Origin of the sequence: Pedobacter psychroterrae (assembly GCF_004331695.1) — a bacterium.
Lineage (GTDB): Bacteria > Bacteroidota > Bacteroidia > Sphingobacteriales > Sphingobacteriaceae > Pedobacter > Pedobacter psychroterrae.
Genome location: NZ_SJSL01000012.1, coordinates 1 through 13,005, shown reverse-complemented (window position 1 = coordinate 13,005; position 13,005 = coordinate 1). Strand labels below are relative to the sequence as shown.

Annotated in this window: 12 protein-coding genes; 5 read left to right on the top strand and 7 right to left on the bottom strand. The window is 41.0% G+C overall.

The window, feature by feature from the left end:
• Positions 1-18 precede the first annotated feature (18 nt).
• Positions 19-1,998, top strand: a complete 1,980-nt coding sequence (locus EZ437_RS21315) for a fibronectin type III domain-containing protein (protein WP_131598161.1) — start codon at positions 19-21, stop codon at positions 1,996-1,998.
• A gap of 1 nt (position 1,999) precedes the next feature.
• Here EZ437_RS21315 and recN read toward each other — a convergent pair whose 3' ends face one another.
• The 7 genes from recN to EZ437_RS21280 all read right to left on the bottom strand — a co-directional run bounded on the left by recN (position 2,000) and on the right by EZ437_RS21280 (position 9,478).
• Positions 2,000-3,661 carry a DNA repair protein RecN gene (recN, locus tag EZ437_RS21310; RefSeq protein ID WP_131598160.1) on the bottom strand — a complete coding sequence of 554 codons (1,662 nt, stop codon included), beginning with the start codon at positions 3,659-3,661 and terminating at the stop codon, positions 2,000-2,002.
• A gap of 91 nt (positions 3,662-3,752) precedes the next feature.
• A complete protein-coding gene (locus EZ437_RS21305) occupies positions 3,753-5,585 on the bottom strand; it encodes a M56 family metallopeptidase (RefSeq protein WP_131598159.1) in 1,833 nt (610 codons plus the stop codon).
• A gap of 4 nt (positions 5,586-5,589) precedes the next feature.
• Positions 5,590-5,973, bottom strand: coding sequence for a BlaI/MecI/CopY family transcriptional regulator (locus EZ437_RS21300; protein WP_131598158.1), 384 nt, complete (start codon positions 5,971-5,973; stop codon positions 5,590-5,592).
• Between the two features lie 73 nt (positions 5,974-6,046).
• Positions 6,047-6,991 carry a type IX secretion system protein PorD gene (porD, locus tag EZ437_RS21295; protein ID WP_131598157.1) on the bottom strand — a complete coding sequence of 315 codons (945 nt, stop codon included), beginning with the start codon at positions 6,989-6,991 and terminating at the stop codon, positions 6,047-6,049.
• A gap of 1 nt (position 6,992) precedes the next feature.
• On the bottom strand, positions 6,993-8,186 hold the full coding sequence (coaBC, locus tag EZ437_RS21290) for a bifunctional phosphopantothenoylcysteine decarboxylase/phosphopantothenate--cysteine ligase CoaBC (RefSeq protein WP_131598156.1): 1,194 nt from the start codon (positions 8,184-8,186) through the stop codon (positions 6,993-6,995).
• Between the two features lie 39 nt (positions 8,187-8,225).
• Positions 8,226-8,552: a DNA-directed RNA polymerase subunit omega gene (locus EZ437_RS21285; protein WP_131598155.1), complete on the bottom strand. Its 327-nt coding sequence runs from the start codon at positions 8,550-8,552 to the stop codon at positions 8,226-8,228.
• Positions 8,552-9,478, bottom strand: coding sequence for an outer membrane protein assembly factor BamD (locus tag EZ437_RS21280; protein ID WP_131598154.1), 927 nt, complete (start codon positions 9,476-9,478; stop codon positions 8,552-8,554). Before EZ437_RS21280 ends, EZ437_RS21285 begins: the two co-directional genes overlap by 1 nt.
• 479 nt (positions 9,479-9,957) lie before the next feature.
• Between EZ437_RS21280 and EZ437_RS21275 the strand changes: the two genes are divergently transcribed.
• Genes EZ437_RS21275 through EZ437_RS21260 form a run of 4 tightly spaced genes read left to right on the top strand, consistent with a single transcriptional unit; the run spans position 9,958 to position 12,674 of the window.
• Positions 9,958-10,788, top strand: a complete 831-nt coding sequence (locus tag EZ437_RS21275; RefSeq protein ID WP_131598153.1) for an ABC transporter ATP-binding protein — start codon at positions 9,958-9,960, stop codon at positions 10,786-10,788.
• A 4-nt stretch (positions 10,789-10,792) separates the two neighbouring features.
• Positions 10,793-11,563: a hypothetical protein gene (locus tag EZ437_RS21270; RefSeq protein WP_131598152.1), complete on the top strand. Its 771-nt coding sequence runs from the start codon at positions 10,793-10,795 to the stop codon at positions 11,561-11,563.
• 1 nt (position 11,564) lies between these two features.
• A complete protein-coding gene (locus EZ437_RS21265; RefSeq protein ID WP_131598151.1) occupies positions 11,565-11,942 on the top strand; it encodes a GntR family transcriptional regulator in 378 nt (125 codons plus the stop codon).
• 21 nt (positions 11,943-11,963) lie between these two features.
• Positions 11,964-12,674 (top strand): hypothetical protein, encoded by a 711-nt coding sequence (locus tag EZ437_RS21260; RefSeq protein ID WP_131598150.1) that lies wholly within the window; start codon positions 11,964-11,966, stop codon positions 12,672-12,674.
• The last annotated feature ends 331 nt before the right edge of the window (positions 12,675-13,005 follow it).

The window sequence follows — 13,005 nt, the reverse complement described above, 5'->3', positions numbered from 1 at the left end:
TTTAAATGAATTAAGACCATGAAAGCAATCATCATCACTATTGTAACCGCATTCTTTAGTATAATCAAACTATCGGCACAAGAAGCAAAGCCAGCGGCATCGGGAATCTATATTGATCTGGGAAAGTCTATCCCAAAATCTATCAGCTATTCGATTAGCCGCAAGGCGGCGGATAGCAGTAGTTGGGAACAGATTGCAAACTTGCACTTTGATCAGGATTCTGCTATGTTTTATGCAAATCTGGCACAGGCAGGGAGGAAATATCCTACGTTTAAACTGCCCGAAACACGCTTTCATAAAAACATATGGAACCTGGTGCTGTCTTCAGATATTACTGATTCTATTTTTTATTACGGAAATACGCCTGCTTTTAAAGAAGCGCTAAATACGGCATACTATGATGCAACGGCAAAACGGGGCCTGAGCTACACCTACAAAATAACCACTTTTTCCTACGATGGAAAAGTAGCGCTCGGGGAAAAGGTGATTACTTCAAGCTATCCAAAAATGCCGTCGACAGACTATCAGTTGGTTACACAAACCATATCGCCGTTTAATAAGAGCCACGTGCTTAAGTATTATAGCAATGGTATACAACAACCAGCAGGCATTGTTTTAATGCGACAGGTTTACATGCAGACAGCTTTTGAACCCGCTGCGGCTTATACTGGAATCACCAACAAGGCGGATTCTACCATTTATATGGCGGTAGATACCCTGCTGGCACCGGGCCTTACCTATAGATATGTGGCATTGCCCTTCGATGACCTTGGCAATATGGGCTTGCCTTCGGATACCGTAAAAATTGCGAATACGACTTTTAATAATACGGCGATGGTGATGTCAGTGAAAACCACCAGCATGGAGGCGGAAAACGCAATTAAGCTCAACTGGAAGCTTGACAATACGGAAAACGTGAGGACGGTAAACATATATCGCTCCACATCATATGAAGGAGCTGGTTACGAATTGATCGGAACCGTAGCGGCAGCAACCACAGAATTTCTTGACAGAAAGGTAAATCCTGTAAAGACCTATTACTATTCGCTGCAGCCCGCTACGATCTATGGGCCGGGTGTGCTATCAGTGAGGTTTTCAGGAATGCTTAAAGCAAATAAAAAGGCAGTGGCTCCCAGTGGCCTGCAGGCTGAGATCGCAAATGGTAAAGTTAGACTGACATGGCACAGGCCCGATTTCTATACACGTGGGTATTATGTATACCGAAGCGGGAACGGGCAGGATTCATTAAAGCAGATATCTGAACTGATTGTCACGGACAGTACGGAAATTGTATATACAGATAGCACCGCTCTTGCACAAAATAGCCTATCTTATACCTACGCTGTAAAGGCAGTTAATACTTCGTATGCGATTAGCAGTTATTCTGAAAAAGTAAACATAGCAGCCCCCTCGACCGTAAAATTGACTACTCCGGTAAATGTAAATGCAAGAATGATTGACAGCAGTGTGGTGGTATTTTGGGATAATAAATCAGATAAAAATGTGTTGGGCTACAACCTTTTCAAAAGAATAAAGGTGGATGGCACCGCGCCTGTGAATAAGTTTGAGCTACTTAATAGGGATCCACTTAGTGCAGGGCTGAATTACTATAAGGATGTAGAAATAGCAGATGGGGTAACTTATGAGTATGCAGTACAGTCGCTAAGTGTCAACAAGCAGGAAAGTGCCTTAAGTGCGCCGGTAGTAAGCGGATTTAAATCCAAAAGGTTATTGCCTGCTACAGGAATACAGTTAACCACTAAAGGTGGTTCTGTGTTTTTGTCATGGGACAATTCAGCCCAATCGGGTCTTCTTAATTATAAAATTTACAGGTTAAAAGGTTCAGAAAGTACATTGCTGGCCACGATAGACAAGGCCACCAGCTTTTATGAAGACAGCGCTGCTACGCGAACTGAACTAAATACTTACGTGATCACCTCTGTATCTAAAATGGGAGAGAGTGCACCTGGCGTAGCTGTAAGTATCAGAATTAAGTAAGTCAGGTTCCGATTCCCAATAATTCCTGTGCATTTTTTAATGCGGATACACCTGGGTCTTTGCCGCTTAGCATTTCTGCAATTGCATGTATTCGTTCCTGCGGTTGCAGTTTTTTTATACCGGTAGTAGTTCTTTCAGTATCCTCGTTCTTATATACAAAGTAGTGTGCATCACCTTTGGCAGCTATTTGAGGAAGGTGTGTAATGCAGATCACCTGCATGTTCTGCTCCAGTTCGCCAATTACATCACCTACTCTCAGGGCTGTTTCTCCTGATATTCCGGTGTCAATTTCGTCAAATATCAGGGTGGGTAATGCCGTATGTTTGGCCATGATAGATTTAATGGCCAGCATAAGTCTTGACAGCTCACCGCCTGAGGCAACTTTACCTACCGGGGCTGGTGCCTGCCCGGTGTTTGCTGAAAATAATAATGTGATCTGGTCTTTACCGTCTTTATTAAGGGCTTCCTGCAAGGTATGGGCCAGCTTAATCCTGGCATTTGGCATGCCCACTTTAGTGAGGACTTCTGCTACCTGTGTCTCGGTGATTGAAATAGATTTGATACGGTTGGACGACAGCTGATCGGCTATGGCCTCCAGTTCTACCAACATTCCGGCAATCTCCTGGCCCAGTTTGTCTATCTCCCCGTCACTGCTCAGCAGCTGACTAAGGTTATTGGATAGCTGCTCCTGAATAGCCAGCAGTGCTGATATGGTATTTACCCTGTGTTTCTGCTGCAAAGAATAGATGGCATCGAGTCTTGTGTTAATGTCTTCAATCCTGGCCGGATTAAAAACTATGTGCTCATCCAGGGCTACGGTCTCTCCGGCAATGTCTTTAAGTTCTATGAGTGAAGAGCGCAGCCGTTCTGCAAGTGCAGTATAGTCAGGATTGAATTGCTCTATGGATTGAATCTGGCTGACCACTTCTTTCAGCATGGGGAGCACCGCCATTTCCTGCTCACTTAAGAGGCTATAACTATTGCTTAGACTGCGTTTGATGGTTTCCGCATTATTTAGCAATTGCAGTTCCGCCTCCATCTGCTCCTGTTCACCATCTTTCAGCGCGGCTGATTCAAGCTCATTAAATAGAAATTCTTCGTAATCTTGTTTGCTGCGGGCTTCTGCTGCGGCCTCTTTCAAGGCAGAAAGATGTTGCTGGCTTTTTTTATAATGTTTATATTTTCCCCTGTAATCAGCTAAGAGTTCCTGATGACCGGCCAGCGTATCTACTACCGCCAACTGAAAGGCAGGGTCACTCACTTCCATGGTAGCATGCTGGGAATGTATGTCTATCAATTTTTCACCAACCTGCTTCATTACCGCAAGGGTAACTGGGGTATCATTGATAAAAGCCCTCGATTTGCCATCGGTGGAAATTTCTCTTCTTAAAATGCTTTCTTTGTGAAAGTCAATGTCATTCTCTTCAAAAATGGGGTTTAAATTCTCATCCGGCAATAAGAATATACCCTCGATAATGCATTTTTTGTCCTGATTGAAGAAGTATTTGGTTTCAGCTCGCTGCCCCAATATAAGAGATAACGCACCAAGCATAATGGACTTGCCAGCACCAGTCTCGCCGGTAATGATGTTCAGGCCCTTGTCAAGTTCCAGATCGACACTGTCAATCAGCGCGTAGTTACGAATAGAAAGTTTTTGTAGCATATTACTTGGCTAAATTAGGAAAACTAGTCCATACATAACAAGAAAGGCAGAAGATTTCTCTCCTGCCTGCTTACCCAAGTTATTGTGTGGTTTATTCGTTAACGGCAACGTCTTCTTTGGCCGGTTCTAATGATTGGTCATCTATAATGTTAAGGTCATCTCCAGTCGAGAAGTTGAATGTTTTGACATCCGACTTAATGCCTTTTTTCTCTTTCAGTTTCTTAAGATCTTTATCGAATTTTTCTCTTAGCTCTTTGTACTCACTCGAGTTATGCAGCTCTTTTATCTCTTCCATTTGTTTTTTCCATTCAGGTGAATCAAATTTCAACCTTAGCTTTTCAGAGTTTTTCATAAGCTCTTCCTGTTGTTTTTTCCATTCAGGAGAGTTGAAATGCTTTTCCATTTTTTTTGCATTTAGCTCAATAAGCTTGATTTGTTTTTTAAACTGAGGGGAGTTGAATTGCTCGGCCATTTTCGCGCCGTTCAATTCCATTAATTTTATTTGCGCTTTGAACTCCGGAATGTTGTATGCTTTTGCCATTGTTTCCGCATTCAATTTCACCAGTTCCATTTGCGCTTTAAATTCAGGCGATTTGATGTACACCAGGCTTTTGTTGACCAGAGAATCCATGTCAAATTTGAAACTATAATCATTATCGTACAAGAACGTTTCCCTGATCACTTCTTCCCTGATGCTGTCGGGCATTTCCTTTACTGAATTATATTCCTGTTTGTTCCCTTTTGCATCCACTGTGATAATCTTAACTACCTTTTTCTTTTTGGAAGTATCGGCCGGCAATTGTATTTTTTGTTTAGCAGGATTGGTTTTTATCTCGGGTAGATTTAGCATTTTAGATTTGATATCCATGCCATAGATTTCTATGTTTTGCTCACCGGGCTTGCTTTTGTCAGCAGCAAAAACTGTTTTGGCAGGGTTAATCCAAGCAAGCGAACCTACCGTGGCGATGGTTAGCGCAAAGGCAAAGATCTTTTGCTTTGCATTCATGTAATTTGTTTTCATATCTGTGATTCTTTTAATACGTTGATACAAGTGTTGGTTTTTTCCTGTGGCAGCCATTGACAGGGCAGGGCTGGTTTTGTCTTTGAGGATCTCTAGTTTTAAAAGCGCGTGTGCATAAGTGACCGGAGTACCGGTAAACTTAACAACAAGATCGTCACAAGCATGTTCCCTTTCAATACTGATGAATTTACTGCTAAGCCATACAAATGGGTTGAAGAAAAGTACGGTCTCGATACCTGTTTTTACCAGGTTGAGCAGGTAATCATTTCTACGGATATGCGATAGTTCATGGATCAGAATAGCTTCTACCTGTTTAATATCCAGCTGCGCAGCAAGGGCGAATGGAAATAATACTACCGGCTTAAAGTAACCTATTACCAGGGGCACATTGACCTTGTCAGACAAATGGAAACTTATGTGCCTGCGTATGTTGAGCATACTGACCATTTCATTAAATACTAGCTGCCATTCTTCAGGAACGGGGCTGCGCTGTGACCTTTTTAATTGTGTCAGTTTGCCATAACCCGCCATTAAAAGAAATATCTGAAATAACAATCCGACTCCATATACGCTCACCAGGTAGGGAAATATATTTTCCGTACTGCTGCTTATTTCCTGCGGCAAACTGAGCAGGTATTGGTACTGGTCTGCAGTTATCGCCGGGGCCGTTGCAAAAGTTTGGGTGGCAGAAGGCATTTTAAATATTGAGGCGAATGTAATGCAGAATCCGATAAACATAGTGCATAGTGCAGTGAAAGCCAGATTGTGCTTTATTCTGGCGTTGATTTTCGGAAATGCCGACACCAGGAACAATAGTATTCCGTAAATAATAGCCCCCTGCCATAGCGAGTGAAAGATACTCCATCCTGTGGCTTTGATCAGATTGTTAATAATTGCTTCCATAGCTTTATTTATTACCTAGTTCATCTAAATATTTCTTTATCGAATCAATCTCTTCCTTGCTTGCTGTGTGGTTGCCTAGTGCCTGCATTACCAATCTGGCTGCAGAGCCGTTAAATACATTGTCGATCATTTTAGTAACCAGCTGCTGCTCGGTCTTCTGTTGATTGATCAATGCTTTGTATATATGTGTTTTTGAAGAGGTATCTCGTGTTACCAAACCTTTTTCATGCATGATCTGCATTAGCTTTAAAGTTGTAGTATACCCGGCATCTTTGTTTTTTCCTAAAATCTCATGTACATCCCTTACCGTGCAATCACCTTTTTCCCACAATATCTGTAAGATCTCCAGTTCACTTTCCGTCGGTTTAAGGTTTGATAATACTCCCATAATCTATTGTACGAATTGTTTCGTATTCAAATGTACGAATGTATTCGTATAAAACAAATAAATCTTAAATAAATTATTTATTCCTTTTAATATCGGGTTGTAATGAGGCAGGAGCTTGTTTAAGTGCCTCATACTTATTGATGTTTGCCGGATCTATTTCGGCCAATAGATTATAGGCCTTGATCCTGTCGGTAGGGTCACCGGTAGGAATAGAGAATACATTGACTAACTCATCTGCTTTAGAAGCAAAGTAAAAATTGGGGAAAATAGCGCCTACTTTTTGTTTATCCATCTGGGTGAGCGTAGCAAGTATGGCAACCATTTTTTTTACCCCGCGACTGGTATTGTCCTGCAGGCGGTCGAGCCCGTTAAAATGATAGTCGTAAATAAAAGACCGAAGGTCTTCAAAGCTTTTATTGAGCAGGTTTTCATTTAGCCAGTACCTGTTGCGCAGCCCATCAGCTGGCTTCCAGCCTTTACTGCCGGATGCTTGTGCATTGTTCACCTGCGTAAGTGCCTTCTTATAAAAGTTAGTGCCACCAAGGCTGCTAAAACTGTCTTTATCCAATCCGATGATGGTATATGCATAAAACCCCAATAGCGAACTGAGATTGGATATAAAATTCTGATCAGAGAAATCCAGCGACTGCCCTTCTGTATAGGTAAAATCAAAATCTTTATCACTTAAATTTAACAAAGTGGTACTGTATGCTGCGGCATATACCGGCCTGCTTGATTGCAGCTGTGCTTCTGCCTTGTAGTTGGCGTTTCCATCCCAGTCGGTTATGGTGATTACAAAATTGCATTCAATACGTTCCTGAGGAGTGTATGTTTCTGTACTCCATTTATTGTTGTTGAGGAAGTCCCTAATGGTTGTTTGCAGCACTTCTACATTCCTTTTGTCAATGTTACGTACGGTAGGGGCCAGTATTTGCACCCTGGCGTTCAATTCCTGTGCATTCACATACGCAGTGAAAAAGACAAGTAGAAAAACAAGTAAACAATGCCTTTTTTTCATGCTAAAGAAGCTTCAATATTTCATTACAGATATCTTTGGCGACTGCTGTTTTAGATTTTGTCTCAAAAACGGTTTTCTCAAATGATCTATTAAAGATAGTTATTTTATTGGTATTCATTTTAAAACCGGCTCCTTTATCGTTTAAGGAATTGAGTACAATGAGGTCCAGGTTTTTTCTGGTCAGCTTGGCTTGTGCATGTGCTTCTTCATTTTCTGTCTCCAGGGCAAAGCCCACCAGAATCTGATCAGCTCTTTTGAGGCTGCCCAGGGATGCCAGGATATCGGTTGTTTTTTTCAATTCCAGACTAAACTCTTCAGTCGTCTTTTTTATCTTCTGTGCTGCAGTAGTAACCGGTGTGTAATCTGCTACAGCGGCACTCATTACAGTAATATCTGCATTTTCAAACTCCTGTCTGCAGGCATCCAGCATTTGTGCTGCACTGACTATGTCAATTCTTTTTAGCGTATGACTGCTTTTTTCAGCTGTGGGTCCTGTGATCAAGACCACCTCAGCGCCTAGGCGCGCAAACTCATCAGCGATAGCAAAGCCCATTTTGCCTGACGAATGATTGCCGATGAACCTTACAGGGTCTATGGCTTCATAGGTAGGGCCTGCTGTAACCAGTACTTTTCTGCCTAGCAGGGGCAATCCTTTTCTAATGAAATCTTCCAGAAACAAAGCGATCTGTTCCGGTTCAGCCATCCTGCCTTCGCCAAATAGCCCGCTAGCCAGCTCACCATTTCCGGGTGGCACCAGCACGTTTCCATAGGAAAGCAGTTTTTCTATATTTTGTTGTGTGCTGTCATGTTTCCACATGTCGAGGTCCATCGCCGGTGCTACAAGTACAGGGCATTTGGCCGATAAATAAACAGCGGTAAGCAGGTTGTCACACAACCCTGAAGCCATTTTGGCAAGTGTATTTGCACTGGCAGGGGCAACTATCATATAGTCGGCCCAAAGGCCTAATTCGACATGATTGCTCCATACCCCGGTTTCTTCCTCGAAGTATTGTGTATAAACAGGATGTTTTGATAGAGTAGCAAGCGTGAGGGGCGTGATGAAATGGGCCGCATCAGCAGTAAGTATTACTTTGACGTTTGCACCAGCTTTAATGAGCAGTCTAACCAGTGTAGCTGATTTATAAGCTGCGATGCTGCCGCAAACGCCAAGTATAATATTTTTGTCTTTTAGCATGGTATGAATGCATGTAGCAATTTATCCCTATGCCAGTTATTATTGCTGCTCTTTAGCAGGATTTCTGTGATAGATTTTATCGTTCAGGAACTCATCGATCGCGATCAAAGAAGGTTTTGGAAGGCGCTCGTAGTGCTTACTGATTTCGATTTGTTCCCTGTTTTCAAAGATCTCTTCCAGGTTATCATTAGAAGAAGCGAATTCAGCCAATTTGCCATGAAGTTCTTCTTTCATATTATTAGAAATCTGATTAGCCCTTTTAGCAATAATTACTAATGACTCATAGATGTTTCCGGTTTTTTGATCCAGATCATTAACATTTCTAGTAACCGTAGTATTCGGTACAGCGGGTTTATTCGTGTTCATTATTTGATGGGGGTTATATTTATGGCAGAAGTATCTCTTTTAGCCTCTTTTGCAAGCTGTTTTTGATATTTTTCGTAATCGGCAGTCCTTGCAGAAATGATCCGTTTTGCATTGACAATGCCATTCTCACTATCTTTCCTCAATTCTTTTGCCTGATTTATTAATTTACTTTCGGGATGCGCTTCCAGGAATTCATCTGCATAAGCAATGGCTTCTGTATAACGTTCTTCCTGACGCACTTCATAACTGTTTTTTGCGTATTCGTACTGCGATTGTACAATCAGCAGATCCATTTCCTCTGCATATTTTATATCCGGAAAATCAATCTGGGCATTTTTTAATGCAATAACAGCAGCTTTATAATTGGTGATGTCAAAATCCCCTAGTTCATAATACATTTTTGCATTTGCAAACGCTTTATCTTCTAGCTTCGTACGTAGTATAGCAATGTATTTGGTAGCCTCAACGGCACGTTCACTAGTAGGATAAAAATTGATAAACAATTGTAGCGCATCTATTGCCTTTAGGGTATTCTCCTGGTCCAGGCTAGGCTTAGGAGAGTCAAGGTAATAGCAATAAGCACTCATATACCTGGATTCTTCAGCAAACTTACTGGTAGGGTAGGTGTCGGCGAATGCTTTAAACTGATACCTGGCTGTGGTATAGTCCCTCAATTTATAAAGTGTCTGGGCGTAATAATAATTCAATTCCTCTGCTTCTGCTCTTCCTCTGTACTTTTGAGAAAGATCTTCAAATAAGATCAGTGCTTTGGAATAGCTTTTTTTATTGTATAATCTCATCGCCTCCTGATACTTTTTAGCGACATCATTGCTAAGCCTGATCTTCTCAAACTGGCTTTTGCAACCCGCTATGGTAAGGGTTAGAACGGTGAAACTTAATAATAATACGTGTTTAATTTTAAACATTCTGCAAAGATAAGTTAATAATACGATATCGTCAATTAAAAATAATAGGACGCTAAGCTATGTAAAGGCATTCATGCTGACAAACGCTTAACATAATTTAACAATTAATCAGGAGGGTTTTAGCTCCGCGCTTTGAGTGCTGACTGTAGTGACACGTAAGTAGACTTCCGGTATCGCTTCGATACCGCGCTAAGTTTGAGAGGGCCTTGAGTAAGCCTAGCGTATGCGTTGGATAGGGGTTGGTATAGCCTTAGGCATATCCAACCCCTTCCCAATGCCCTCTGAAAACTGGCCTAAACCAACCCACATACCGAGCCGGTATACCGCACATGTCCTGGAAGATGTATGGTATTCAAAGTAGCAGGAGCGCTATCACAAAGGAATGTCCGATCAAATTTTTTAAAGAATTGCTTTGAATTATGAATTCATTGTATATATTTGTAGTGTACTATATATCTAGTACAGTAAATATAACGCTAATGATAGAAATTTCTAATCTCACATTTGGGTACGGGCTTAAGTCGCTTTTATTCAATTCGCTCAATTTGAAACTTGAAAGGGGCCATATCTATGGCTTGCTAGGTAAAAACGGTGCGGGCAAATCTACGCTTCTTAAAAACATTGCAGGCCTGGTGGTTCCTAAAGCAGGTTTTTGTAAGGTAAACGGACATAAGTCGAGTCGGCGGGTGCCCTCTTTTTTACAGGAGCAGTTTTTTATTCCCGAAGAATTGTATTTGCCGGCAGTCAATGCTGCACAGTTTGCAAAAGGTACCGCTCATTTTTATCCTAAGTTTGATCTGGATATGTTCTGGAAGATTCTTGCAGACTTTGATGTGCCACATGAAGGGATGCTGAACAAGCTTTCCTTTGGACAGCAGAAAAAAGTACTCATTGCATTAGGCCTTGCCACAAATACCTCGTTACTGATCATGGACGAGCCTACCAACGGTCTGGATATTCCTTCCAAGATCCAGTTTAGAAAAGTTATTGCTTCTGTGCTTACCGATGAGCGCTGCATCATTATATCTACTCATCAGGTGCGTGATCTGGACAGCTTGATAGATACACTGATTGTATTGAATAATAAGGAGGTCGTACTCAATAAAAGTGTAGATGATATACTTTCAAAAATACAGTTCGTCCCCGCTTCGAAGGCTGGGTCAGCAGATGTGCTTTATCAGGAGTCACAATCTATGGGAGTAAATACGATAGTAGCGGGTAGGGAAGATACATTTGGTAAAGTAGAGACCGAACTGCTTTTTAATGCTATTGTGGATGGAAATAATTCAGTATTAACAGTTTTACGATAAAATTATGAACAATATTTTTAGCATGCGAAGATTTTCGCAATTGTTTGTCAACCATACCATCGCAAGCTATCGGATGTACTCGATGTCTTTCGGTGTGTTGATGGGTATTCTTTTTCTCATGATGGTTTATGCTTCGGCTGAGAATAAATTCATTCTGTCGGAAAATGCCAGGCAAATGTTTTTTACAACATTTATGTTCATTGGAGGAGCAATATTCACAACGGGTATTTTTTCAAATCTAGGTGATAAAAGAAAAGCAATTGCTTATTTGATGTTGCCTGCATCCAATTTCGAAAAATTTCTGGTGGCCTGGTTGTACTCATTTGTTATTTTCCAATTAGTTTATGTAGCCGGTTTTTATCTTATAGATTTAACAGTAATGAGTTTGGGGAAACGGGTGACTAATGAATCGGCAATTATGAATTTTGGTGCTGATTTCCGTTATAGTACACTATTGCTTGCATTTGCTTGGATCCACTCCATGGGTTTTTTTGGTGCGATACTCTTTAAGAAGCTACATTTTATCAAGACAGCCTTTTCGGTTTTTGTACTGTTATTGTTAGTGGTGTTATTGAATAAGTTTTCGATTGACTGGATGATGGGTGCCTCGGTAGAGACTGGTGAGCCATTTGGTTCATTAATGATCTACGAAGGCAAGAAGTCCTATTTTTTGGAAAGATCTGAGATGATTTGGTTGGTCCCGTATTTGACTGCCAGCATAGCGCTGCTTTTGTGGGTGGGTGCTTATTTTAAATTGAAAGAAACAGAAGTTTGATATGGAGTTTAGAGATAAAGAGGCAATATACCTGCAAATAGCGGCGTATGTAAGCGAACAGATCACTCTGGGGAGATGGCCAGCGGAGGAAAAAATCCCTTCGGTAAGGGATTTAGCGATAGAATTGCAGGTAAATCCAAATACCGTAGTCCGTGCTTATGAGTTTTTACAAAATCGAGGAGTCATAGCCAATAAAAGAGGTATTGGTTTTTTTGTAGAGCCAGATGCCCGAACAAAGATAAAGGAGTATAACAAAGAGCGGTTTTTAAACCAGGATTTGCCGGAATTCTTTAAGAATATTTATTTGCTGGATATTAAAATGGAAGACCTGATGAAACGTTATGATCAATTTGTATTGGCGCATTACTCGGGTAAATAGATAACGTATATATATAAGGATATGAAAATAAGTACAACAATGTTGGTAATAGCCATTCTCCTCTTTTTTGGAGTGCTAACGGCATACAATTTTTCGCTAAAGGCGGAGTATTTGAAGGGTACCTTTAGAGACCGCTTCGGTAAGCATTCATTTATGAAGTTGGAAGATGTGAAGCGGCTTCAGCTGAACGCCGCTAATATGATCGGGATGAGTATTGAATATGGAGAGCGGGAAGGTGTTTGGATCAGCAAGGAAGTAAAGGATCAGGTGAAAGTTCGTCAAAGCGGAGAAACGGTGACTGTTGATTTTGTAAATTCTAAACCAAAGACCTATCGCTATATTAATGCTGCCGCGGTAGTATTTATCGTAAATAAGGTGAATAGGGTAGATGCCCGTAATTTTCACTTCAAGGACCAGGGGTCGGAAAACTATGGAGGAGAATTGTTTATCAAAGGTTTGAGTGGGAATTCTCTCGATATGGTAATCCCTGAACGTGCTACGGTGTTAATAGAAGGAAGCCAGTTTAAAGTATTTAAGGCTGTCATTGGTAATGAGAATCACTGGTCCAGCTTTACTGTTACTGGTGATAACAGATTCGATACTGCTTATTTTGACATTAGAAAAAGTAGTCTGGAGTTACAGAATCCAAAGATCCTTGTTCCCCACTACAAATTTGGTGACAGCAGTAGGATTGGGTTATGGGGACATTCAGCAAAGCAATTTGCCAGATAGTATTTTTTTCTAGTTGTTTATCATAGTGTTATGGATTATTTGGGGATAAATGTTTGGATTAGTTTGTTTGGGTTGGAATTTTTTCTACTTTTGCATCCCGCTTCGGAGGAAGATTAGGGGATGAAGGTTGAAGGGGATGAAGGTTGATTGGTTAATTGAAAGCAGGGGTTATTGTCACTTTAATACCGGGTAAAAAAATGCCTGGGGATAAAAGAAAAAAAGTTTTAAAAAAAGCTTGACAATGTTAAAAAGATTCTTACCTTTGCAGTCCCAACAAAACGGGGATTTACTAAACGGAGTTTGGTAAAGATAAACAAGATTGAAACGTTGA

Excerpts from the sequence above, each read along its gene's own strand:
- EZ437_RS21260 (WP_131598150.1), top strand. The coding sequence starts at position 11,964 with ATGAAAATAAGTACAACAATGTTGGTAATAGCCATTCTCCTCTTTTTT.
- EZ437_RS21270 (WP_131598152.1), top strand. The coding sequence starts at position 10,793 with ATGAACAATATTTTTAGCATGCGAAGATTTTCGCAATTGTTTGTCAAC.
- EZ437_RS21265 (WP_131598151.1), top strand. The coding sequence starts at position 11,565 with ATGGAGTTTAGAGATAAAGAGGCAATATACCTGCAAATAGCGGCGTAT.
- porD (WP_131598157.1), bottom strand. The coding sequence starts at position 6,991 with ATGAAAAAAAGGCATTGTTTACTTGTTTTTCTACTTGTCTTTTTCACT.
- EZ437_RS21300 (WP_131598158.1), bottom strand. The coding sequence starts at position 5,973 with ATGGGAGTATTATCAAACCTTAAACCGACGGAAAGTGAACTGGAGATC.
- EZ437_RS21285 (WP_131598155.1), bottom strand. The coding sequence starts at position 8,552 with ATGAACACGAATAAACCCGCTGTACCGAATACTACGGTTACTAGAAAT.
- recN (WP_131598160.1), bottom strand. The coding sequence starts at position 3,661 with ATGCTACAAAAACTTTCTATTCGTAACTACGCGCTGATTGACAGTGTC.
- EZ437_RS21275 (WP_131598153.1), top strand. The coding sequence starts at position 9,958 with ATGATAGAAATTTCTAATCTCACATTTGGGTACGGGCTTAAGTCGCTT.
- EZ437_RS21305 (WP_131598159.1), bottom strand. The coding sequence starts at position 5,585 with ATGGAAGCAATTATTAACAATCTGATCAAAGCCACAGGATGGAGTATC.
- EZ437_RS21315 (WP_131598161.1), top strand. The coding sequence starts at position 19 with ATGAAAGCAATCATCATCACTATTGTAACCGCATTCTTTAGTATAATC.
- EZ437_RS21280 (WP_131598154.1), bottom strand. The coding sequence starts at position 9,478 with ATGTTTAAAATTAAACACGTATTATTATTAAGTTTCACCGTTCTAACC.
- coaBC (WP_131598156.1), bottom strand. The coding sequence starts at position 8,186 with ATGCTAAAAGACAAAAATATTATACTTGGCGTTTGCGGCAGCATCGCA.